This window comes from Bradyrhizobium sp. CCGB12, from assembly GCF_024199845.1.
Classification (GTDB): Bacteria; Pseudomonadota; Alphaproteobacteria; order Rhizobiales; family Xanthobacteraceae; genus Bradyrhizobium.
The window spans coordinates 8,651,961-8,672,502 of sequence record NZ_JANADO010000001.1 but is presented as its reverse complement, the minus strand read 5'-3'; the positions used below and the strand labels follow the sequence as shown (position 1 = coordinate 8,672,502).

Sequence of the window (20,542 nt, the reverse complement as noted above, 5' to 3'; positions counted from 1 at the left end):
AATCTAGTATTGTCGCGCAATCTTGGGGCCTTCCCCAAGGCGGTACGTGTATCCCCAATTTTACGCCCCCATCATTTCAATTAATCGAGGCGCCCAGGTGGCAGCAGTCAATCTCGACTTCCAGCGCATTCGCTCCTTCGGAGGGTCCCAAAATTACGCCTTCGAGGAATTGTGCTCACAGCTTGCTGCGCTGGAGCCCCGGGTATCCGGTGACGTTTTCTACCGGAAGGGCGTCGGAGCAGACGCAGGTGTCGAGTGTTTCATGCGGCACGGTGACGGCTCGGAGACAGGCTGGCAGACAAAGTATTTCTTTAAATTTGACGCAGGTCAGGTTGCGCAGCTCGACAAGTCCATCAAGCGGGCGCTGGCCAAGCATCCGCGACTTAACCGGTACATTGTCTGCATACCGTTCGATCTGTTTGACCAGCGCACCGGCAAAGCCAAAACCCAGCTTTCGCGCTGGCAGGCCTGGGTCAAGAAATGGACGACTGCCGCAACCAAAGCTAAGTGCAAGCTCGTCATCGAACTGTGGGGACATTCCGAGCTTGTGGAGCGGTTGGGCCGCGACAATCCGCTCTATTCCGGTAGGGCGGCTTTCTGGTTCGATGAGACCTTTCTAACTTCCGCATGGTTCGTGAGCCGCTTTGAGCGGGCACGCGTTAGCCTCGGCCAGCGCTATACTCCCGAAACGAACGTCGAATTGCCGATCCGCCGTACCATCCTCGGCCTATGCCGCGACCCGGCCCTCCTTAGCGAGGTTCAAGCATGGGGTGAGAAACTGGAAGAGGCGCGTCACGTTGTCATCAATCGTCTGAAGCGGCTGAACGCGGACACGGTACTGGCTGCCGAAATCACGGCGGTTGAGGCCACGACGAGCGCGCTCAGCTCGCTATTGTCGGCGACGCCTGATGATCCCGCCTATGTATTTCCCATTGATCGCCTTCAGTCGCTGGGGAGCGATGCCCTTGTTGCGGCTGGCCAAGTCATGCGGGCCGTTCGCAATCTCAATCCGCCGCCTTCGAAACGCGACGATGACGCGGGCTACCTGTATCACGCCATGCGCGGGCTCGAGGAGGCGTTGGACACCATCATCGAAGGGGTGGCCGGTGATAGCTGGCGCCTGGTGAACGGCCGACGGGCGTTGGTGACAGGGCCGGCCGGCGTCGGCAAGTCACATCTGTTCGGAGATGCCGTCGATCATCAGGTCGCGAATGGCCGCCCGTCGCTTCTTATACTCGGCGGCACGCTGATTGATGACGACCCGTGGGCGCAAATCATCAAGCAGCTTGATCTGCAAATCTCTGTAGAGAAATTTCTCGGCGCCCTCGACGCCGCAGCGCAGGCGGCAGGTACCCGGGCCGTCATTTTTGTCGACGCCATCAACGAGCGGCATGGAATCGCCATCTGGTCACACCGGCTGGCCGCATTTCTCAAGACTATCGAGGATTTCCCGCGCGTCGCCCTCGCCTTGTCGTGTCGCTCGACTTATTTGCCGTACATCCTGCCGGCGGGCCCTGGGCCCGATTTGACTCAAGTCGAGCATGTGGGATTTGCCGGCCGTGCGGCGGAGGCCGCCCGCTACTATCTTGATAAGCGCGGCATTGTGCGCATGGCGGCACCGAACCTCATCCCGGAATTTGAGAACCCGCTCTTTCTCAAGACCTGTTGTGACTATCTCGAAAAGGAACAACTTCAGGAATTTCCACGCGGCATGCGCGGGGTAACGGAGATCTTCGGCTTCTACTCGGAAGCCGTTGCAAAATCCGTCGAGCGGCAGCTCGGGCTCGACCATAAGCTTGGCAGGGTCGCCAAAGCGCTGGAGTCGCTTGCGGCCGCTTTCGATGAGGGGGAGCGCGGCTTCCTCGAATACGATAAGGCCGATGCGCTCATGGAGGCCATCGCTCCGGCGCATGGCGTGTTTGAACGAAGTCTGCTCGCCAGGCTGGTGAGCGAAGGAGTCTTGGCGGATGAACCCGTGACGGGAGATGATGGGGCTATCGTCCCCATCGTGCGCTTTTCGTTCGAGCGGTATAGCGACCATCGAATTGCGCGCCAGCTTCTTGACAAGCATCTTGATGTATCGGTGCCGAAGGATTCGTTTTTGCCGGGCACTCCGCTGGAGGCCTACCTCGAAGGCGAAAAGGCCTACGAGCATGCGGGCGTTCTGGAAGCGATGGCGGTCCAGTTGCCGGAGCGCTGCGGGCTCGAACTCCCGGACGCCATGCCCAAGCCGCGGAACAGGCTGCTCCTGCTGCGCGTGTTTGTTGGCAGTGTGCTTTGGCGCGAGCAGCGTGCATTCACGCAGCGAACCCTTGATTTGTTGAAGGACGCTTCGCGCTCCTCGGGCCGTAACGAGGCCATGCGCACGCTGCTTGCCGTCGCGAGCGAGCCGGATAATGCGTTTAATGCTGAATATTTGCACGGAAGACTTGTCAAGCGGGCGATGCCGCAGCGGGACAAGACTTGGTCTATATATGTTGCTCAGGAGGGCGACGAAGAGGACAGCCCCATCGAGACCTTGATTAGCTGGACTCTCCAGAACGGCTTTGAAGCAATCGAAGAGAAACGCGCCGAACTTGCCGCCATCGCGTTGAGCTGGCTGTTTACGACAAGCCACCGTCTTATCCGGGACCGGGCTACGAAGGCGCTGGCGGCGTTGCTTGCGACGCGGCTGACAGTGGCTGCCGGCCTTGTTCGTCGTTTTCAAGACATCGACGATCCCTATATCCTCGATCGTGTCATGGCTGCCGCCTACGGAGCCGCCTTGCAGGGAATGGCGAAGGACGGGTTGGGTGAGCTGGCGGAGGCGGCGTATCGTTGCGTGTTCGACCGCGATGAAGCGCTTGCCCATGTCCTTATCCGTGACCATGCACGTGGAATTATCGAGCTTGCCCATATGAGGGGTGTTTTGCCGGCAGGCGTCGATCTAACACGGGCGCGGCCTCCGTATCTCAGCCCATCGGGCATTGAGGATGTGGCGGATGCCGTCATTGCGACCTATGTGCAGGAATACGCCCCAGGAAAGAGCTTTCGCGATGATATTGTGAACTCCAGCGTGAACGACGGCGATTTCGCACGCTATGTCATTGACGGCCCGGTCGGAAAGTTCAGCGCGTTTCCAATCACCCTCATTGAGCAGAGCCAGGAGCAAATCTATCGCAATTGGATCAGCGATGTGGTTGGCCGGATCCCGAATGCGGAAGCGCGTCTCAGCGAACTCATCGTAGCCTGCGATGCGTGGCGGGCCAATCAGGGGCCCATAGGTCCGTTCAGGTTCAAGTTCCTGACCGTCGATGACTCAGGGCAGGAAAAGGATGAAGTCGAAGACGACGGAGATTTTGAAGAAGAGGATGTGAGCCGGTTCGAGCAAGCCGTCGATGAAGCGGAAGCGCGGTTGCGGGCCACTTTGGGTGAGGCCGAATGGCTGGAGTACAATAACCGGGCTCGCCATATTGTTCGCAACGATTTGCGCGGCGCAAAGCGTTACTACACCTGGCCACCATCCTTTGACCGGATGCGGGCGCGGCGTTGGGTTTGCAAGCGTGCCCACGATTTCGGCTGGACTCCGGAACTGTTCGGAGAATTTGACCGGAATTACGGGAACAGAGACAGGACGAATCATCGGATCGAGCGCATTGGGAAAAAGTATCAATGGATAGCCTTTCACGAGTTTCTGGCTCGTTTAGGCGATAACTTTTGCTTCGTTGGGTCGAGTCGCGACGACGGGCTGCGTATCTTTCAGGGGCCATGGCAAGTGAGCCGACGTGACATCGATCCCTCCCTTTTTGTCACAAAGACCCCTAAGGAAGCCCGGCAGAGCGACCGGACATGGTGGATGCCAGCTCAGGTGAACCTCCGCGCGATGTCGCCACAGTCGCGTCTCGCGTGGCTCGATACGCCGGAAGATATGGTGAATGACGCGTCATTACTGAGCGTGACGGATCCGAAGACGGGTCGGGCATGGCTCGTTGTCGATGAGTTCGAACGCTGGAATTGCTGGGTCATGCGAGAAGGTGAGCGAATGCTCGATCGGCAGACGGCGTTTGAGATTCGCTGTTTTCTGGTGCGCGCCGCGGATCGCAGCAAGGTTGTGCAGGAATTGTCAGGAAAACTGTTTAGAAGGCATTCCGATCTTCCTGAACTGGACAAGTCGTCGGACGGGTATATCGGCGAATACCCCTGGCATCCGCTGTATCATGATGTTTCCGTGTGGATGAGCCCTGAAGATTGGAATGGATTGGTCGTCGAGATTCAGCCTACGGTTACAGACTATCTCGCTGAGCGCAGTGGTCACGACTATTCAATCGAGGAATCCTTCAGCTTCAGCGTGCCTGCACCGGGGCTCATTGCCGGGCTTAAGATGCACCTTTCAAACGGGCGGGACCTCTCATATTCGGATGACGCGGGTAAGATACTCTTTTTCGATCCGTCAACGCATGAAGCGGGACCTGGTGCCGCTCTGGTGGACCGCGATGCGTTTCTGTCGTTCCTCGCACGCGAGGGGCTTGAAGCCGTCTGGATTATCGCCGGGGAGAAGGAAGCGCACGGCGGAAGAAAGCACCGCGAGGGTTGGGGCGGCTCAAAGAGCTATACGTCCATCTATTGGCTGGCTAATAGCAAATTCGATCGCAAGAATTTTGTGGAGCGTGAACAGCCAAGAGGCGAGCAGCTCGAAAGGTTCTATGATGAACCCGGCGTGCCGATGCCACCAGCTCGCGCGAAAAAGCCGTCATCCGCATCGGGCGGGAAGAAGAAGGGCTCGACTAGGAAGAGCGGCGCTTCACGACCAGCACGCGCGGCAACAGCCAAGAAGCCCAAGGCTAAGTCAAAGGCCAAGTCCAAGGTAGAGCCGAAGCGCGCAAAAGGAGCTGCACGGCCAGTGCCAAAGAAGGCAAAGAAAACGAAGAGGAAACCCCGCCGTTAGGCGGGGTACATTGCCGCAGGAAGTCCGCCGCCCGCTGGGCATGTGCTGCCGCGGCATGCGGCCCAGCACCGAATGAGTGCGAATCAGGTCCCGTCAGCTAAGATGGCTGATGTTTCAATTGCCGCTTCATTCTGACCGGAGGTATCCACCGGAGAACCGTTGTATCTACTGCGGTTGCGAAGATGCTCTTACGGACGAGCATATTGTTCCACTGGGGCTTGGCGGCCGCTGGCTATTGCCGAAAGCGAGTTGCCGACCTTGCGCAGCCATCACAGCCACATTTGAGGGGGTTGTGCTTCGCGCCATGCTTGGACCGCTGCGAATGTATTATTCGATGCCCTCGCGCCGAAAGAAGCAAAGGCCCGAGAAGCTGCCCCTGAAAGTTAAACTCACTCCGGATGCTGACTTTTCCTTCATTGAGGTGGCGCAGGAGATCTACCCGTTTCTTATCCTGTTTCCCAATCTAGCTATGCCGGATGAGTTGACCGGGAATGTCACGGAAGGCGAGCGTGGCGCCAAGGTGAAGACGCTTTGGATTAGAGCTGCGTCCTTTCGGGATGGCATCATGCCCCATCTGGAGAAGCTCGCTCGCCACTTAGGCGTCGCCTATATCGAGCCGCAGGCCCACTTCATCGCGCCACCGTTCTTTCGCTTGCTGGCGAGGATCGCCCACGCATTTGCTGTTGCCGAGATGGGCGTTGGAGCTTTTCAACCATTTCTTCTGCCGATCATTTTGAGAGAAGAGACAACAAATAGTGTGCAATTTATCGGAGGGGTCCAGGATACTGAGCCGGCGGGCGAAGGACTTCACGAGCTGGCGCTACTCCCTCATCAAGGTCCGTCGAAGGACGTTGTTGCAGTTCGCATTCGCTTGCTCGCTCTTTTGGAGACGCCAACCTATTTTATCGCCGTAGGACAACGAGCCAGATGAACGAGCCGCGCGATCACCATTACGTTCCGCAATTTTTCCTCCGAAACTTCGCGACAGACGCCGAGAAGCGGAAGATAACGACCGTTGCAAAGAACGGCGATTTTGCGGTTTGGGCGGAGCGGTCAATCGAGAGTCTCGGATTTGAGCGTGACCTCTACGTCTTCATGCAGGGAAAGACACCTGTATCGGTTGAGAGCAGGATCAACAGCCGCATCGAAACGCCGATATCTCGAAGCGATACATGGGCAAAGATTGCAAGCGGGCGAACCGAAGCGCTGGATCGATCCGACAAAGCGATTCTCTACGCGCTCATCCGGCACTTGGAAGCGCGAACTCCCCACTACCATGCAACCAATATGGAGCTCGCGAAACTTGCGGCGTCGCCAGCCAGCGCTATTCCCTTCTCGGACCAAGAACGCATCCAGTATTCGGAGATGCGAACCGCCCCCGAATTGGCGAAAGAGTTCTTCACCAATATGGCGTCGTCACTTGAGTGGACGGAGCAGAACTTTCGTGGATCAGGGATCATGATTATGCGGTCGAAGATTCGGCTTCGCTCATCGAGCACGCCCGTATTAGTGATCCCCGCGCCACCAGACCCGAGGCTTTGGCTGCCGTTGCCCGGAATGACGCCCTTTCAGTACATCTTGACTTTGACGCCGACGACAATGGTTAGCCTTGTCCTCGGTGATTTTGATGATGCTTTCGCGAACTTCGAGAACGAGCCAGACGTATCACGGGGGATAAATCGGTATTTCGTCGGTCAGTTCGGCCACAACAGCTACACCCGCCATTTGATTGCCGACCGGGACGGCCTGTCCGCGGAGATGGCTTGGGCCCACTTCCAAACACTAAAGGACAGTCCACGAAAAATAGTATTCCGCAGAAATAGTACCGCCTGAATGATGTCAGAACGGGGCGGTCCATTACCGCGCGATCTTTCGTGCCTAAGCCGTCCGGCCGGGCGCTTATGCACAAGCGCCGCGAGGGAGAGGTTTGTCCCTTGCAAGGGCGGGCCCGTGTAATTCGAGCCGCCCCGGCCGGTCCTCGGTCTGGCGAAGACTAGTCGTCTCCGTTGAAGCATAGGGTTGTGTCGGTGTCAGTGGTACGCGTGCGTTACACCGGGCCCGTCGAGGCTTGGAGGAGCCAGCACCGCCGCGGGGCGGCAGTGGTGTCTGCCGGGTCGGCGATGCCAGCAGGGCGACGAAGTCCTCCGGCTGGGTCAGGAGGAGTTTGCTTTGGTCGTTGTCACGGTCATGCCGGCGTAACCGCCGTTTTGCTCTCCGTCTTGGGTTTGAGAAGCTGGAGAGAAGAGCGGAGTTTCAGGCGCATCGGCAACCAATCGCTTGCTTGGAAAAAATGCTACGTCGTATCCTTCATACGATTGCACGCCCACCGGCAAGCACCAGACCTGCGAGCGAACAAGAGTTGTGCCGGTCCGTTCTCCATGTTGTCTGACGAGATAGGTGCATTATGAGCTATTATGTACGTGCAAGCGACGCGATGCCGTTGCAGGTTTGGAGAATTGATGATGTGTCGGCGACGTGCCTGGGCGTAACTAATCCCGAAACCGGCGCTGGAACATACTTCAAGGCCGAGCCGGGCGAACCGATATTGGATGCTGTCAAGCGTCAGGCCACGAGTTGGTTTGCGGCAGACGGCCAAAGCCCATTTCACAAGAGCCCCTTGAAGCCGGGAGAGTTCTTCCCTCGGATGGCGCGGCCAACGAATGAATGGTCAAGCGCTCCTATCGGCTTCAATCCCGGTGTTGAGGGCGATTTAGCCTTCATCGCAACCGCGCGCGGGCAAATGAAAGCACTTACCCGGCAGCTTGATCGGATTTGCCAAACCGTTCATCCAAGCGAGGGAACGCTGAAAACATACGGGCACGATATCAGGAATCTTCTGATTCTCGCGTGCACCGAGGTAGAGATGCATTGGCGCGGCGTTCTCTCCGCTAACGGATATCTAAGAGACCGATATGATACGCGCGACTACGTGAATCTGCGATCCGCGATGAAGCTCGACCAATACGAGGTATCATTCTCCAATTTCCCCTGGCTTTCACCTGTTGGTCCATTTGGCGGCTGGGGCTACAACGGGAGGCCCAGTCAGGATCTGGAGTGGTACGACGCGTACAACGCGGTAAAGCATGATCGAGAAAACAGCTTTGAGAGAGCAACGTTGGCGCATTGCTTTGCCGCAGTGAGCGCCTGCTTTGTCATGATGACGGCGCAGTTCGGTTCTGCGGCGGGCTCCGATGGGGGTATTGAAACAGGAGCGTTCTTTGAGATTGTGGCTGTGCCGGCATGGGCACTGTCGGAGATCTACTTGGCTGTCGGTGATGAGCACCACAAAAGCTGGTGTCCGATAAATTTCGATTTCAGCGCAGGGAAAATCACAGGAGGCTGAGCAGGAAGCACGCTTCCGCTCGTCAGCCAGTCTATATCGTCTTCTCCAAATCGGTTGGGCTGTCAGTCCGGGTAGTGTACCCGTGACGTCGGTACCACGCGATGAGGCGCTCCTCCGGGAATCCGGGCTCGAGCGGGCGTGGATAAAGTGTCACGCGCTCGTAACCTTCCGTGCGGGCAATAGCCTCAACCTTATCGAGTAGCTGCGCGCCGAGGCCAGAGCCGCGGAGTCTGCTGGGAACGAATAGTTCGTAAAGGACAAGACAGCCAAGCTCCGCAATATCGTCGAGCGCGACGAAGCCGATCTCGGAACCGTCCCGATAGGCGATATACTGAGTGGTGCGCTTTCCTCGTTTGCTTGTGGCAATGCGCTGGCGAATGTCTGCGTCATTGCAAGAAACGTCGTCACCGATTGCGACGAGCGTAATTGCTAGAATTTCCACTCATCCTCCCAAAGGCCTAATACCATGGGGGCAACAAGCCCGTTCTTGGAAGGCGGGCGCTGCAATTCCTCATGATGCATGCCCAATGAAAGATAAATGAGCGCGGCGCGCGCCAATTTTAGCACCCGAAGAGTCCTCCTGAAAAAGTCCTCCCGTTGCACGGAGAATGCGAGCCTATCGAGAAACAAATCCGATGGACCTGTGGGCGGCAGCAAGATTTCATGGACCTTGAGGTAGCTGTGTTCGAGGCAATTCCGAATAATGTAAAGCTCTTGTGCGTCGGGTTCGGCAGTCGCTTGCAGCTCCGCATCGAAGAGGTCCCTGGAAAGCCAGTAGAGCCCACGCAACGGCCAATTCCGGGAGTTCAGAAACTCCTTGCGGATGCCGCGCTTCCAATCCTGATTGTCGTACCAGATTGTCTTGAAATAGATCTGCCTTGGATTGACGCGGAGTTTTGCATAGTCGTTGAGGAAGAACGCTATTTTGTCGAATAGCGAATAAGCGATGCGGAAGGCCGCCTTCACTTTCTCAACGGCAATGGAGTAGCTCGGATAGTCAAGCGTGTTGGGAAGCGTCACGCCTCGATCCGCGAAATGCGGCGTGTCGGCCTCCATGCCGTCATAGAGCATCCACCGGGCGGATATGTATTCCTGCTTCATTTGATTGAAGAGGCCGATGAGCGTTGGCGGCTCGTCTATCTTTGTTGTGAAGCTTGGAAGGCCGAATATGTCCTCGGCGCTGATTGAATGCCGTCCAAGATCGTTGAGCGGGTTTAGGAATAGTCCGTTGTCCAGCACCCATCGGCGATAGTTCTGCTCCTCAGGGCTGTCGCCCAAAGAATAGCCATCCATGTGCAACGACTTCTGGACGGCTGCGCAATCGATAAGGCGTTCGATTTGCTTTTGTTTTTGTGCACAGACGGCCTTGGCGTCGTCGTCAGAATAGCCGGCATAATCTGCGTCTGGAGAAAGTGCAGCAATGAGGTCTTTATGTGCAAAGAGCAGGAAGACATCCGTATGGCCGTCGTCATAGAGGCGTCTTCCATATTCAGATAGGCCAAGACCGCGATTTCCAAGCGCCATTCCAAATCGGGGATTGACCGAAAGAGCGCGGCTCCACATGGGGACAGCTTCGACAAAGCGCCCCAGCGAGTTCAGGAGATTGGCGAGATTCGTGAAGATCTGGGCCCGGCGCACCGCGTCGAGATTCTCGAAGCCCGGATGGCGGGTAGCCCTGCGCAGGAACCGTATCTGCTCAAGCGCTTCGGGCTGATCCCAACTCCAGGCGATATTGGGGTCCCGATGTTTCGTACGTTGCCGTGCATGCCATGCATTTGCGCGGAAGTAATCGAGGGTTGGAATATCCGTGCCTTTCAGCGGCCGCTGTTCCAGCTCGTCGCACCACGCCAGCGCCTTATCAAGCCCATCACCCCGGCCCAAATCCGAAGACAGATCAATGAGAGAACCGAGCGCCTCCATGGCCCGGGCATCTGCGTAACGGGCGAGATTGTCCAGCTTCATGAGCCGTTGGAAGATTTTCTCGAAGTCCGTCGCCGAGGACATATCTGAAAGTCCTATCCCAACTGGCTAGGTACGAGGTCGGCTGGACCGACATACGACATCTCAATCCTCGTGCGATCTCCATTTACAGAGGCGCGCAGCAGACCCTTCCTTTCCGCATGAAGAGGGCTGGCCAGCGCCCCCAATAGTTCATGGTCTGGGGAGAGTATTTGAAATGTATCGCCGTCCTGGGCATTCACAATGCGAACAGCGCTTCCGGCTGGGGGGCGATTGTTGATATCCACCCAGTTTGCGCTATCCGAATAGGTCCACGATTTCCATTCGGTGCGGTCTTGCGGAACGTAACTCGATAGAAAGCTCATCCAAATGGCATGGCTGGTCTCGGTTGGCCATTCGACATCCGCTGAAAGAGCAGCCACTTCGTCTGACCGAAGCCACTCTCTAAGACCCTCGGACGTATCGAAATCAGCGTCAGTGGCGGAGATGGCCTTTATCGCTGCAAGGCGAGAGGTAAATCCGGCCTGCATCAGAATGGCTGCCGACCTATTCAGCGTGCCTGTCTCAATCGCTGGCACCGCAAGGCTGAGTTCATAGTCATCAAGATCCGTTCCGTCCTCAAACTGGTCGCCGCAAGCGAGGGCACGAACACGAATGGCCTCCATCCCCCACGGCAATCGGTAGATCAAGGCATCTTCGACAAAGCGGAGGACATCCTCGTCATTTTTCGCCAACGCCGCGACAGGCTCGCCCAGGAGCCATGCGCGGAGAATGTCGCGCCAATTAGCCGGCTGCACATTTGGTTTGAATGGCAAAATCTCGAAAAGCAGTTCTGCAAGTGCCGTAATCGCCGTTATGGCCTGCTCATTGTCACCCGTGAGAACCGCCCCGTTCGCTTGCAATAGTAGCTCATTGGCATTTGGAGCAATTTCGTCCAGCTTTTTGCCGGTCTCGTATCCCACGCCCGCTAAGAAATAAGCGCGACGCTGGGTCGATGTGGAGTTTTGCCAAAGGAACTTGGAGCGGCTTAAGAGAGCGCTCTTAAAAATATGCTGAATCTCTTGGGGTCGTCGAGTGAGCCGCCGTTCCCACAACGAAGAGCTTAAGATAGCGTCGAGCTGGGCAGAGACCTCGTCATCGGGCACTTCGTTTTCGCCGATGAGACTCAAGATGGCTGTATCAAGCGTCGTTAGATACTGTTGCCAGTCGCGTAGCGCTGCGTCCCTGCGCTCAGCAGACTCGCCAGTAACGGCGGGAAACTCCCAGACCTGAGCGTTGTTGAGGATGTATTCGAGCAACTGGGCAAGGTCGCCACCTAGACTTGAGTACATGCGTTGTACGAGAGATATGATTAGGCGGAGCAGGCCGCTTTCCATCTCGCGGCCCTGGTCACCCGCCTTTAGCGTTTCCCATTGTGCGGATCGTTGTGCATTCGGCTCGAAAAATGGAAAGAGGACCAGCCCGTCCACATCGACGAAAGCCCTTCCGGCTCGCCCGATGACGTTGCGGAACTCGGAGACTTCGATAGGCTGCCTGTTCCGGATGATGCCGTGCATCACAATCGTTGTGGCAGAGAGATTGAGGCCTTGCGCAAGCGTCGGTGATGATACCGTAACCCTGAGAATGCCGTCACGCAGAAGCTTTTCAACTTCTTTCCGGAACGGCGTCGGAAGTGCGCCGTGGTGGATTGCTACACCAAGTTTGAGGCATGACAGGATATCGTGGTCCTCGCCCAGCCACCGCACCGATAGCGAGAGCAACAGCAATGCTTGCCTCATTCGGACCCAGCAGCGAGGGTAACAGACCGTACCCGTGCAGCTTTACTATCGCCGATGCATAGGGCTCAACCGACCGGCGTTCCGGGCAGTAAATCAGGACGGTTTGTCCATCATCTGTAAGCCGCCACGTGGTGGCTAGAACCAGTTCTCGGTGATCGGACGGAAACAGTTTTCGCCGCTGCCCGCGTGTGGGAGCTTTCGATGAGAAAAAGCCGGGAACGAAGGGATTCTCATTGCCGACATGGATATTCATACGGGCGCGATTTGCCGACCATATAATTTCGCCAAATCGGAGCCGTGTCGGCCGCCACGCGCTCTTGATGAGGCTTTGATCGTCATCGTTGCCGAGCCAAGCGACAAAATCGTCAAGCTGGTCGCCTTCAGGTAAGATGGCGGATAGGCAAACGATACGTCGATTGCCAGCGTCGGGACGTTTCAAGAGTCGCTGGATTTGAACCTCGTAACGCACCTCGCGCTCGCCTAGTCCTATCATATGTCCTTCATCGAGAATGACGAGGCCGACATCGTCGAGTAGCGACGGCTGATTTCGCAGGGCAAAGTCAAGCTTCTCCGGTGTGGCCACCACGATGTTTCGCGAGCCCAGCGCATCCGTCTCAAAAACACTCGTGCCAATGCTTCCATAGAGGGTTGAGATGGTCTTGCCCAATGGTCCGAAGGTGCGGTGGAGGGTATTTTCGGTCTGAGCCGATAGGGCGCGAAGCGGTGTCACAAACACAACGCGCTTCTCGGCAGCCAGACAGCGGAGAATACAGAGTTCGGCGATGCGCGTTTTTCCCGCGCTCGTCGGAAGGGAGACGACCAAATCGTTGCCCTCGTTTACGGCTTTTGCCGCGGCATCAATCTGCGACGGCCAGAGGTCTATTTCGGAGCGCGGTCGCCGATATAAAAGAGAAATGAACAGCTTTCTCAGATCCGCCCAGCGCACCTCATCCGGTGTGTTCGGCAGCAACGGGAGACGTGCATGGAAACTGGATGACCACAGGTCGTCGATGATGTTTATAGCAAGGCGGTATGTCCACCATTGAGGCAGTAGATTTACCTCAGCGCACACTCGAAGGCCGACCCGAAGGCGCTCAACGGCCTGGGTGATATATTCTTGTTCCCCACGTTCCACAGCGAATAAGAAAAGACCCATCCCGGCAAGGAAATTATCGATAATAGCTGCGCCAAGGGCATCGACAACGTAAGAGCCGTTTTCTGGATCTGGCGGCTCGCCTTCTGTTGCGGCATCCCAGCCATCTTGGAGAAACTGCGCTATGCTGGCATCCGCGCCGGGGCCTTCAACGCGCCACGCAAGAATTCAGATTCCAGCGTAGCCAAGTCCCGAAGGACGAGGCTGGCCAGGCAACGCTCTATTGGAGAGAACGAAGCTTCGCGCTGTCCGTGTGACAAAAGCGAGAAGGCGCGCGCGGAGAACCGGCCCAGATGATATGCGCCGGCGGCCACGATGTAGTGAAAACTGCGCGTGTCATCGGCACGCTCGCCTTTAAGAAGAACGCTTTCGAGGGCCATGCCTGCGTATTCGAATGCCTGGCGCGCGATCACTTGATCACCGCCAGCTTCCTTCAGGCGCAAACCCATCCCAAGCAGCGAATAGGCATAGGACAGCAGGTCATACGACAGTGTTTGAGCGAATGCCGGGGAGCCGGGCGGAAGGACGCCGTCTCGCCAAATCATAGACCTGGCTTCGCCGCGGTCGATCAATCGGGCGCGGAAGCCGGGGCCGATGGCTTGGCGGATACTGTTTTGCAGCTCCTCAACCGTTGTCGCCATCGGCAATCACCTTCTCGTAAACGTCCTCAATGAACTGTGCGTGGTCGGCAATTCTCAGGCCTACGCTAAATTGCTCCATCGTACCGGCGTACTGCTGGAGATCTGTGCGAAGAAAATTCGTCGGGTCGTTGCCCGTGAATACGAACAATAGATGGCAGACTTGATCGGGAAGAATCCCATCGGCGAGCTGGGCGTCATCGATCTTATTGGAGAGTTCGACTTGCCCTAGTTCGCGCAAGCGGTCAGCAACGAACGCCAGAGCGTGTGGTGATGGCAGGCCTCCGTCGGCATTCAAGGATGTTCTGGCTGATGCGACGACATCTGTTTGAAGCTGCGCACGGCTTTTTGATTCTGCCTTGAGAAAGTCGAGAGGGTTGCCATCGTCTGGGATGCGGACTGCCAGTACATCGTCACCGCGCATTGCCATCTCGCGATGGTCCTTCCATCGCAAGCGCTTGATGGGCACCGTGAATGTCATCTTTTCGGCGACGTATTCCGTGGCCAGTATTTCGCCGAGGTCGCCGGATCGGATACGGGAGCCTTCCGGAAGTTTTTGCTTGATGAACGCAGCTGACGCCGTTTTACCGAGACGCTGAAGTAGATCCGCGATGCGTTCCTCGGATGCGTAGTGCGTCGGTACACAAAGCGCGGTCGCATCCCGGCCGACTTCGCGGCCTGCGGCTAAGCTCGTCAGGACTGTGAGGTTGTGGTCGCCAACAGCCTCTTCCTGTTGTTCACACCAATCCGCGAATGACACTCTTCCCCCCAACCCATAGCGGTTCCAGTATTCAACTCTGGATTACGCACATTGCCCGCGCGCAACTCTAGCCCACGCTGCCGGAACGACGCATATTTTTTGGGGAGAACGCGGGGCGGCCATTCGGCGTTTCCAGGCTCCCACGAGGCACCAACAAAAAACCGCTGTATTTCAATAAGTTACAGGAAGCCGATTTCGAGCCTGGCCGTTTCAGGCGATCCTCTACAACGAAAGGTCATGATCGGCTCGCCGGCCTGCTGTTTCGACGCTGTCCGGAACGAAGATCAGTTAGGCCGAACCCGGACCAGCGAAGCGGCGCGGCTGAGCGGTTCTTGCCGCTGGCCATCATCGCCGAGGACGAAGTGATTGGAGCCCCCCTTTCTCAGCCTTTCGTGGAGCGCTTTGCTCACGCGAAGCTGCGTCGACTCCATCCACGCATACATCCCCGCATCCGTGATCTCGTCGGCAAGGATATCGATGAATTGATTATGCCGACTACCAACTGTGCGCTCTTGTTTTTGGCTGAGACCCTCCGCAAGACTGTCGAACGTGATGATCTTGAAATCGTCAGTTTCGGCGGCCTTCACAAGCCGCCTACGATCTTCGTTGCCCGCGTATTCTGCTCGACGATCGAAGACGAGAACATATTTGTTGTAGGTCGGATTTCGGGCCATATGCTGTGGGACCTGGACGGCGCTGACTGTGGCCAGGAAGCCAGATTTGTTCTGGTCCGAGAGAAACCAAGCTTTCCACTGATTTATCTGCTGCTGTGCGCGCAGAAATCTTAATATTGAAATCCCAATGCACGAGATTGTCGCTGCCGTCGCTGCGAAGAAAATTCTGCAAACCGTTGGGTTCGCCAAAGCGAGCGCGAAGGTATCTTCCCGAGCGCTTTCCGAATCGACGACCAAACCAATCATTTTCAGCTAACATTGACCCCAGATGCGAGGTCCATCAATATTTTGGGATGCCGATCGGCCCCAGACCGCAGACAGCTTCAACCTCTCGGCAAAGGGAGCGACTCGTCCTATTTGCACGCCACAGCTACCCAGCAGCCATAACAGCGCTTTAGATTTCTTTCTTGCTTGAGAAGGCTAGGATCTTATTGCCTAAGACCGATCATGGTTCGGAGCTGAGGCATGGGCGGCAAAGACGGAAAGACCCGGATCAAGACACTTGGGTCGCCAGACGACATCAAGGTGCCGCCTGCCACAAAGCGGCGTCGCAAGAACCGTGGCATGCCGCCACCGGCGACGTTCGATATCGATACACTGCCGAGCAGCTCTAATTTGACGGCATTAGAGGCGGCCGCGGTCATCCGGCGCACGCCCGGAGCGCTGGAACAGTGGCGGCGCGATCCAAACCACCCGCTGAAGTGGCGCTACGTCGATGGCCGGCCTCTCTATCGTGTCGATGCGGTGCGCGACTATCTGGCCAAGTGCGATAGGACCACTAGGGCGCCTCAGCCGCATAATGCTCACGGAGACGGCCGAGGAGTTCGGCCTTGATCGGGTCAAGCGGATTCGTCCGCTGAAGGCGCACGATTTTGCCGACCCGTTTCGCGCCGACCAATTCGGCAATGTAGTCGTGGGCTGCTTCGAACGCCATCTTGCGGATGATCCACTGTTCGTCGTGATTGTAGACCTGATCAATTCCGCTTGGCTTTTGCCCAACACACAGCCGCTGGATTTCGTTGTCGTAGCCGCAACGCGACATGATGGTGCGCAAGCTGCGCCTTAAGTCATGCATGGTGAACTTGGCGACGCTCGCTTCCTTGACCAGGCGATTGACCATCTTGGTGAAGCCGGACATCTGGCCGCCGGTCTTTGGTGATGGGAAGACATAGTCGGAGGTTGCCCGCTGGAAATGTTTCGCGGCCGTGAGCACCTCGTCAACCAGGTGAGTGCGCGGCACATCGTGGTGCAGCCCCATCTTGGTCCACGTTGCGTCGAAGGTGATCCGGTCGTCCATGATGTGCTTTCGCCACTCGATCATGGTAGGCTCGCTGCGGCGTGGGCCGCCGAGCAGGCACATGCGTGCCAGGAGACCGAACGCCCCGAGCTTGCCGGATGCATCCCAGATCTTGATGATTTCCTCATCGGTCAGCGCGCGACCCTTCGTTCGGCGTCCGACCCTTTGCGCGCGCGTTTCCTTGGGAGCGCGATAGCCAGCGAGTACGTTGTGCTCGACATAGCCCTCGCCGACGCACCATTCGAGGAAGGTATGCACGTGCTTGCGCAAGTCCCTAGCTGCACCGCGCTTGCCGGTCTTGGCAATCTTGTCGACCGCAGCCATGATCTGCCGTCGCGTTAGGTCCCCCACACCGCTTTCGGCGTGATCCTTGAGCCCGCGCCGCAGCGCCGACATTGCTGGCTTCCAATTTACCACTTGACGTTCGGTCAGGGACGTCTGGTAGGGACCATCTTCAACAATGAGGGTCGCGAGCGTGGTGCGCTGCTTCTCGGCTGCCTGTTGCCGCCTCGCCTCGCGCTTCGCGTCGTTTGGGTCCAAGCCCTTGACGACCTCGCCTGCGGCGATGGTGGCGGCCTTGCGCGCGGCTTTCTCATTATATTTGGGCCACGCGCCGAGGGTCTTGCGCTGGGTACCCCTCACCCCCGGCTTGGTGAAGAGGTAGACCCAGGTCCGGCCGCCGGTGGCGCGCATGCGCAAGGCAAGGCCGGGCAGCTTGTCGTCGTGGAGATAATGCTGCGCCTTACCCGGCGGCAGCGTTGCGTTGCGGATCACCGTATCGGTGAGTGTAAGCTGGTTGGCCGGCTCCGTCATGATTCCTTCCCTCTCTCTGTGCCCAGCGTGCCCCGCAAAAAGGGCGGGCAGCTCTCGAACAGAACTGGGCCTCAGACCCTCCCCTTTTGCCGTGTGCCTGCGCGGGGAGGATCCACAGACCCAAACAGAACCGGGTCTCAGACCTCCCCTCGTTTTTGTGCCCCGAGGGAAAATCCACGGCGGGCACAACGGGGGCATACAAAATGTAGCAAGGTCACCTATGGGCTCATATGGCCGAATAGGGCTACAACCCATCTTAATTGAAGGGGTTTTTACATTTCAACTATGGCCGGATTTGGTTGGCTCGGGTCTACGGATTGTGGTTCACACGGGAGAGGTCCAAGGTTCGATCCCTTGTGCGCCCACCATCCATCTTCCTGAAACATGCCGGCTACAGTCGATGGTCGACGCCTGACAGGCTCCGGGGGCCGCCTCGATTAAACATGCGAAAACAACCCCATGCACAGTAGCTGACGCGAGCGAAAACAAGGGGTTGCGACTTTTCCGAATTCCGGTTGACGCGTCGGGCAAAACAGGGGCACAATGGCATCATTCGGGAGAGCCCGCACGCGATTGGAAGAGAGGCCGCATCCCGCACATCGGCGGCTGAAGAGCGCGTAGCTCAGCGAGAGAGAGTTCGCTCGATCCCTTATGCACCCAAGACGATAAAGCGCTTTCCGTTGCGCTAACCCGACGAATGCTTCTCCAGAGCCAGCGCGATCCTCTCCAGGGCGGCGTTCCTGTGCTGCATGTCGGCAATCTGTTGTTCGCGAACCTCGATCATTGTCCGCCCGGACCACCGTCGGCGCGCATGCACGCCTGTTCGGCTACAAAGCCAGCCAATCGCAGCTAGCAAGACAATGGTGGCGAGCCATAATAGCACCTGTTCCTGGCCAAAGTCCGCGATGGCGCGGCGGAAATCGCCCCTGGAGAGGTATGCAGTGGCGCGACTGCTATGGGCGTCGCGATCTTTCGGATCAAGCGCGATGATCTGATCGTAGTCGGTGATGGCAAGGTCGACGTCACCCTTGGCTTGATAAGCGTAGCCGCGGTAGTAATAGGCGTCCCTGTATTGCGGACAGAGCGCGATCGCCTGACTGCAGTCGGCGATGGCGCGATCAAGGTCACCCTTTTCCCTGTATACGAGGCAGCGGTTGTAGTAGGCGAGCGCATATTTCGGGTAAAGCGCGATCACCTGGTCGTAGTCGGCAATGGCGCGATCGAGATCGCCTTTGGCATGGTAGGCACTGCCGCGGGCCGTGAGGGCGACATAGTTGTTCGCATTGAGCTGGATGCTGTCGGTATAGTCCGCGATGGCACGGTCGTTGTCACCTTTGGCTTGATAGGCGTAGCCGCGCTCGCCGTATCCGACCCGCTTTCCATAGTCCGACAGGCCGCTTTCGAACGCCCGGTTCACATCCGCTATCGTCCGGTCGTAGTCATGCCGTTGGTTGTAGATATGCGAGCGGTTGAGCAGTGAGCTAACAGCTTTCGGTTCAAGCCGGATCGCGTCGGTGTAGTCCTTGAGGGCGCGGTCGACGCGATCGGAGAGACTTGTCCACGACCAGGAGTAGCCGCGGTGATGATACAGGTTGGACAGGTCACCATCGTCGTAGTCTCCCCTTTCAATCGCGCGTGTACAGGCGGCGATGGTCGCGGCAGCGGTTTCCTTCGATCCGTTCAAACACTCCTGTCGATCGTCGGCTGCTGCTGGTCGGCTCACGGCAGCGGCCGCTGCCAATACCAAGGCAACCAGCCGGACATGCGCGGAAATCCCAGAGCGCATCCTCTTCTCCCCGCGATGCACCAGTGCTTGAGCTAACCGGCGGACGGCTTTTCAAGAGCCACCGCGATCCTCTCCAACAATGCGTTCGTGCGTTGGGTTTCCACGATCTGCTGCTCGAAGAGATCGACCCAACTCGCACCGGATGACGCGCGCCCATTCCTGCGCGAAAACCATAGCCAAACGCCCACCAGCCCCAGGAAGGGCAACCAGGACACAATCAGACTCACCAACCAGTACGGCGCACCACCGCGTGGTGTGAGCGTAAACCAGGCGAGAAGAACTCCGACGAGAGCGATCCACGCAGCAACAGGCAGAAACCAAGAGCGAAGCTTGGTCATTCCAGGTACGACTGTCCCCTTGGTTGGTCTCAGAAAGAAAATGCTATCATTGGTTGATTGCTCTTTCCATGCCTCGCGTGTGCAGCCCTCGCACGTGGTTAGCTTTTCCTTTGCGAGATGCCTCAGCCACCATGAAAAGGCGTCGGGCAGAACAGGGGCAGGACGGCACTCTTCGGAGAAACCTCCATGCGGGTCTAATGAGCCATCAGGACCGGCAAATCCGCGTGTTCCATGATGTAGCTGGTCGCTCCACCGAATATCATTTGCCGCAGCCTGGTGCGGGTGAAGGCTCCTTTGATCAATAGATCGCAGCCCTGAGCTCTGGCGGCATCGAGGACCGCCTCTCCGGTGTCGCGGTTCTCCAGTTCAACCCTCATCACATCGGCTGCAATATCGTTGTAGCGCAGTTGCTGGACGATCCGGTCGGCAGATGGTCCCGGTACCCCTTGCCCCCCAACAACAGTTAGGACCGATACTCTTTCGGCCAGACGAAGCAACGGCATGGCAAATGCGTTTGCCCGCGCTTGTTCGGTACTGCCGTTCCAGTGGATGATGATGTTGGTCGCGATGCTTCTTGATGAGTTCAATGGCGCCAGCAGGACGGGCCTGCCGCTCTCGAACAACGCGGATTCGATCGCGCGACGGTGAGGGCCCGCAGCATCAGCGTCAGACCGTGCCATCACGATCAGATCGAAGGCACGTCCATAACTCCCGACGAAGTCTTCGCCCTCAGGCGCGTTTTCCAGCCAGCCGAAGCATGGTCTGCTCGATCCCGCCGTGGCTCGGGGAATATCGTGCCTCAGCATGAATGCCTCGAAAAAGTTGCGCATGTCGTTCAATTCGGCTTCGCTCTTGTCCTGGTACGCATCTACAGGAATGCCGGTGGCCAATTCTGCGGTTAGATATCGGGGGATGCCGAACCGGAGTGGAAAAGCTTCGACGTAGGCACCGGAACGTTGCGCGAGGCCCACGACGACATCGAGCGTGGATGGCATCATCGAGATATTCTGGAGCGGGACCAAGAGCGTCTTCATTCGTACCTCCCAGTGCTTTCGGTGAACATTGGACGTCGGATGCTT

General features: G+C 57.5%; 15 protein-coding genes. 5 read left to right on the top strand and 10 right to left on the bottom strand.

Annotation, left to right across the window (positions count from 1 at the left end; genetic code table 11):
- Positions 1 to 46 precede the first annotated feature (46 nt).
- The 4 genes from NLM27_RS39875 to NLM27_RS39860 all read left to right on the top strand — a co-directional run bounded on the left by NLM27_RS39875 (position 47) and on the right by NLM27_RS39860 (position 8,267).
- Positions 47 to 4,924, top strand: a complete 4,878-nt coding sequence (locus tag NLM27_RS39875) for a hypothetical protein (protein ID WP_254148471.1) — start codon at positions 47 to 49, stop codon at positions 4,922 to 4,924.
- A gap of 322 nt (positions 4,925 to 5,246) precedes the next feature.
- A complete protein-coding gene (locus NLM27_RS39870; protein WP_254148470.1) occupies positions 5,247 to 5,855 on the top strand; it encodes a hypothetical protein in 609 nt (202 codons plus the stop codon).
- Positions 5,852 to 6,757 (top strand): DUF4238 domain-containing protein, encoded by a 906-nt coding sequence (locus NLM27_RS39865; RefSeq protein ID WP_254148469.1) that lies wholly within the window; start codon positions 5,852 to 5,854, stop codon positions 6,755 to 6,757. The genes NLM27_RS39870 and NLM27_RS39865 overlap by 4 nt, the downstream gene beginning before the upstream one ends.
- 571 nt (positions 6,758 to 7,328) lie before the next feature.
- Positions 7,329 to 8,267: a hypothetical protein gene (locus NLM27_RS39860; RefSeq protein ID WP_254148468.1), complete on the top strand. Its 939-nt coding sequence runs from the start codon at positions 7,329 to 7,331 to the stop codon at positions 8,265 to 8,267.
- Between the two features lie 31 nt (positions 8,268 to 8,298).
- Here NLM27_RS39860 and NLM27_RS39855 read toward each other — a convergent pair whose 3' ends face one another.
- The 6 genes from NLM27_RS39855 to NLM27_RS39835 form a co-directional block, all read right to left on the bottom strand.
- Positions 8,299 to 8,709, bottom strand: coding sequence for a GNAT family N-acetyltransferase (locus NLM27_RS39855; protein ID WP_254148467.1), 411 nt, complete (start codon positions 8,707 to 8,709; stop codon positions 8,299 to 8,301).
- The gene (locus tag NLM27_RS39850; RefSeq protein ID WP_254148466.1) at positions 8,697 to 10,271 is read right to left on the bottom strand and encodes an LA2681 family HEPN domain-containing protein; all 1,575 of its coding nucleotides are present in this window, start codon (positions 10,269 to 10,271) and stop codon (positions 8,697 to 8,699) included. The genes NLM27_RS39855 and NLM27_RS39850 overlap by 13 nt, the downstream gene beginning before the upstream one ends.
- Before the next feature lie 11 nt (positions 10,272 to 10,282).
- Entirely contained in the window at positions 10,283 to 11,989 is a 1,707-nt protein-coding gene (locus NLM27_RS44215; RefSeq protein ID WP_375142333.1) for a helicase-related protein, read from the bottom strand.
- Entirely contained in the window at positions 11,871 to 13,160 is a 1,290-nt protein-coding gene (locus tag NLM27_RS39845) for a DEAD/DEAH box helicase (protein WP_254148465.1), read from the bottom strand. The genes NLM27_RS44215 and NLM27_RS39845 overlap by 119 nt, the downstream gene beginning before the upstream one ends.
- 119 nt (positions 13,161 to 13,279) lie before the next feature.
- Positions 13,280 to 13,798, bottom strand: coding sequence for a hypothetical protein (locus NLM27_RS39840; protein ID WP_254148464.1), 519 nt, complete (start codon positions 13,796 to 13,798; stop codon positions 13,280 to 13,282).
- The gene (locus NLM27_RS39835; protein WP_254148463.1) at positions 13,782 to 14,555 is read right to left on the bottom strand and encodes a Hachiman antiphage defense system protein HamA; all 774 of its coding nucleotides are present in this window, start codon (positions 14,553 to 14,555) and stop codon (positions 13,782 to 13,784) included. The genes NLM27_RS39840 and NLM27_RS39835 overlap by 17 nt, the downstream gene beginning before the upstream one ends.
- Before the next feature lie 332 nt (positions 14,556 to 14,887).
- On the opposite strand from NLM27_RS39835, the gene NLM27_RS39830 reads away from it, so the two are divergent.
- Positions 14,888 to 15,343, top strand: a complete 456-nt coding sequence (locus tag NLM27_RS39830; protein ID WP_254148462.1) for a hypothetical protein — start codon at positions 14,888 to 14,890, stop codon at positions 15,341 to 15,343.
- A gap of 664 nt (positions 15,344 to 16,007) precedes the next feature.
- Here NLM27_RS39830 and NLM27_RS39825 read toward each other — a convergent pair.
- From NLM27_RS39825 to NLM27_RS39810, 4 genes are all read right to left on the bottom strand, one after another.
- Complete coding sequence (locus tag NLM27_RS39825) at positions 16,008 to 17,339, bottom strand: integrase arm-type DNA-binding domain-containing protein (protein ID WP_254148461.1); 1,332 nt, start codon at positions 17,337 to 17,339, stop codon at positions 16,008 to 16,010.
- A 685-nt stretch (positions 17,340 to 18,024) separates the two neighbouring features.
- On the bottom strand, positions 18,025 to 19,125 hold the full coding sequence (locus tag NLM27_RS39820; protein ID WP_254148460.1) for a tetratricopeptide repeat protein: 1,101 nt from the start codon (positions 19,123 to 19,125) through the stop codon (positions 18,025 to 18,027).
- Positions 19,126 to 19,157: 32 nt separating this feature from the next.
- Entirely contained in the window at positions 19,158 to 19,463 is a 306-nt protein-coding gene (locus tag NLM27_RS39815) for a hypothetical protein (protein WP_254148459.1), read from the bottom strand.
- A gap of 194 nt (positions 19,464 to 19,657) precedes the next feature.
- On the bottom strand, positions 19,658 to 20,497 hold the full coding sequence (locus NLM27_RS39810; protein WP_254148458.1) for a universal stress protein: 840 nt from the start codon (positions 20,495 to 20,497) through the stop codon (positions 19,658 to 19,660).
- Positions 20,498 to 20,542: the final 45 nt, after the last annotated feature.

Excerpts from the sequence above, each read along its gene's own strand:
- NLM27_RS39865 (WP_254148469.1), top strand. The coding sequence starts at position 5,852 with ATGAACGAGCCGCGCGATCACCATTACGTTCCGCAATTTTTCCTCCGA.
- NLM27_RS39820 (WP_254148460.1), bottom strand. The coding sequence starts at position 19,125 with ATGCGCTCTGGGATTTCCGCGCATGTCCGGCTGGTTGCCTTGGTATTG.
- NLM27_RS39850 (WP_254148466.1), bottom strand. The coding sequence starts at position 10,271 with ATGTCCTCGGCGACGGACTTCGAGAAAATCTTCCAACGGCTCATGAAG.
- NLM27_RS39860 (WP_254148468.1), top strand. The coding sequence starts at position 7,329 with ATGAGCTATTATGTACGTGCAAGCGACGCGATGCCGTTGCAGGTTTGG.
- NLM27_RS39840 (WP_254148464.1), bottom strand. The coding sequence starts at position 13,798 with ATGGCGACAACGGTTGAGGAGCTGCAAAACAGTATCCGCCAAGCCATC.
- NLM27_RS39870 (WP_254148470.1), top strand. The coding sequence starts at position 5,247 with ATGTATTATTCGATGCCCTCGCGCCGAAAGAAGCAAAGGCCCGAGAAG.
- NLM27_RS39815 (WP_254148459.1), bottom strand. The coding sequence starts at position 19,463 with ATGACCAAGCTTCGCTCTTGGTTTCTGCCTGTTGCTGCGTGGATCGCT.
- NLM27_RS39845 (WP_254148465.1), bottom strand. The coding sequence starts at position 13,160 with ATGGGTCTTTTCTTATTCGCTGTGGAACGTGGGGAACAAGAATATATC.
- NLM27_RS39825 (WP_254148461.1), bottom strand. The coding sequence starts at position 17,339 with ATGACGGAGCCGGCCAACCAGCTTACACTCACCGATACGGTGATCCGC.
- NLM27_RS39810 (WP_254148458.1), bottom strand. The coding sequence starts at position 20,497 with ATGAAGACGCTCTTGGTCCCGCTCCAGAATATCTCGATGATGCCATCC.